The sequence below is a fragment of the Mycobacterium parascrofulaceum ATCC BAA-614 genome (assembly GCF_000164135.1).
Taxonomy (GTDB): Bacteria; Actinomycetota; Actinomycetes; order Mycobacteriales; family Mycobacteriaceae; genus Mycobacterium; species Mycobacterium parascrofulaceum.
On the sequence record NZ_GG770553.1, the window covers coordinates 1,048,738 to 1,050,841 of the forward strand.

Annotated in this window: 3 protein-coding genes; 1 reads left to right on the forward strand and 2 read right to left on the reverse strand. The window is 68.0% G+C overall.

What is annotated here, in order from left to right; all coding sequences use genetic code 11:
• A partial coding sequence (locus HMPREF0591_RS04965; RefSeq protein WP_083801973.1) for an HNH endonuclease signature motif containing protein occupies nucleotides 1-277 on the forward strand: 277 nt, incomplete at its 5' end.
• Nucleotide 278: 1 nt separating this feature from the next.
• On the opposite strand, the gene HMPREF0591_RS04970 is transcribed toward HMPREF0591_RS04965, so the two are convergent.
• A complete protein-coding gene (locus HMPREF0591_RS04970; protein ID WP_007167340.1) occupies nucleotides 279-1,721 on the reverse strand; it encodes a lipase maturation factor family protein in 1,443 nt (480 codons plus the stop codon).
• An 87-nt stretch (nucleotides 1,722-1,808) separates the two neighbouring features.
• Nucleotides 1,809-2,104, reverse strand: a 296-nt coding sequence (locus tag HMPREF0591_RS32935) for a hypothetical protein (RefSeq protein WP_007167341.1), incomplete at its 5' end; no start/stop codon positions are given.

Sequence of the window (2,104 nt, forward strand, 5' to 3'; positions counted from 1 at the left end):
ACCCGGTTGCACCGTGCCCGGCTACTACTCCGAAGTCCACCACGTCACCGACTGGGCCACATGCCAGCGCACCGACATCGACGGCCTCACCTTCGCCTGCGGACCCCACCACCGCCTGCTCACACCCGACGGCTGGACCACCCGCAAAAACACCAACGGCGACACCCAATGGATACCACCCCCGCACTTGGATCGGGGCCAGCCCCGCACCAACCCCTACTGGCACTCCGAAAAACTGCTTCGCGACGACGGAGACGGAGACGATGACGCCGCGTAGCTCAGCCGTGCCGCGAGGTGGCCGCGGGCAGCGCCATCGGACGGACATAGCCGCCGATGAGCGTCCGATGCCACCAGGCCCGCTCACGGCGCAGCTCGGCGGGCGTGGTGAAGCGATACTCGTACAACAGCGCACGCACATACCGCGGCGGCGACTCCGGAAAAGGGTTGTGCCGCAACAGGCGCAGCGTGGGCCGGTCGTTGCGCAGCAGCCGCTGCAGGAACGGGGTCAGCCACGGCTGCGCGTAGCTGGGGGAGATGGCGGCGAACCACATCAACCAGTCCAGCCGCAGGTGATAGGGCGCCCATTGCCGTGGCAACCGGCGCACCGCGCCGGGCTTGCCCTTGAATTCGTATTCCTTCCAGACCGTCTGGTCGCCGAGGTGCGCCTCGGCGGTGCCCTCGATGACCACCTCGCGGCGGGTGCGGCCGATACTGCCGAACGCGCCGTAGGTGTTCACCAAGTGAAAAGAGTTGAACGACATGTTCATTCGCTGCCGGTGCGACAGCATGTTGCGCACCGGCCAGTAGCTCATGAACAGCACCGCCGCCGCGAACGCGATGACCAGCGCGGCGAACCACACCGGCGTCGCCGGGAATGCCGGATGATGGCGCAAACCGACCGAACCCACCCACGAATCGTCAATTGCGCTACACGCCAACAGGATCGTCACCCAATTGAGCCAGGCGAAATTGCCCGACGCCACCAGCCACAGCTGGGTGACCACGATGATCGCCGCGGCGATCCCGGCCACCGGCTGAGGCGCGAACAGCCCGAACGGCACGATCAGCTGCGAGAAATGGTTGCCCGCCACCTCGATTCGATGCAGCGGCTTGGGCAGGTGGTGGAAGAACCAACTCAACGGACCCGGCATGGGCTGCGTCTCGTGGTGGTAATAAAGACACGTCAGGTCACGCCAGCAGGGGTCGCCGCGCAGCTTGATCAACCCGGCGCCGAACTCCACCCGGAACAGCAGCAGCCGCGCCGCCCACAACGTGAGCGCCGGGGGCGCCACCTGCTCGTTGCCGAGGAAGATCATCAGGAAGCCGGTCTCGAGCAGCAACGACTCCCAACCGAACGCGTACCAGGTCTGGCCGACGTTGACGATGGAAAGATAGAGCGCCCACAGCGCGAGCCACATCAGCATCGCCGCCCAGAGCGGCACCGCGTCGGCCGCGCCGGCGGCGATCGCCGCGGCCAGGCCCGCACCGAACCAGGAGACCGTCGAGAACAGGCGATCGGAGTAGCGCAGGTGAAACAGGCTGGGCGTCCGCCAGAACGACTGCCCCGCCAAAAACCGTGGGATGGGCTGCATTCCGTGCTCCCCGATGAGCGCCCGGAATTGCGTTGCGGCCGCGACGAAGGCGAGCAGGTAGACCACCGCGGCGCCCCGCTCGAGCGCCTCTCGGCCGAGCCAATATTCGGGTGCGGAAAACCAGCCCATGGCCGTAACTCCTCGGACGGTGGCGGTCACACAGACCCGCATATCCAGTCAAGCAGCCGGTAAACCGCACGCCAATACCCCGAAGGGCTATTCGCCGCGGGACCCGGACACCCGCTCGCGCATCGTCACCGCAGACGCGGCGAGCGCCGCAACCGAAATCAGCGCCAGCAACTGGACGCTCGCGGAATGCCCCGCGTAGCCGTCGACGGACCGCCACGGATGCCGCGACAACATCGCACCCGCCAGGATGAGCCCACCGGCGCTCAGCGCCATCGCGGCGCCGCCGACCCGCCGGTCCCGCAGGCGGTACCGCGCGCCCAGGGCGGCGGCCGTCACGACCACCCCGGCGGCCCCGGCGATCACCGCCCCGCACACCAGGACCG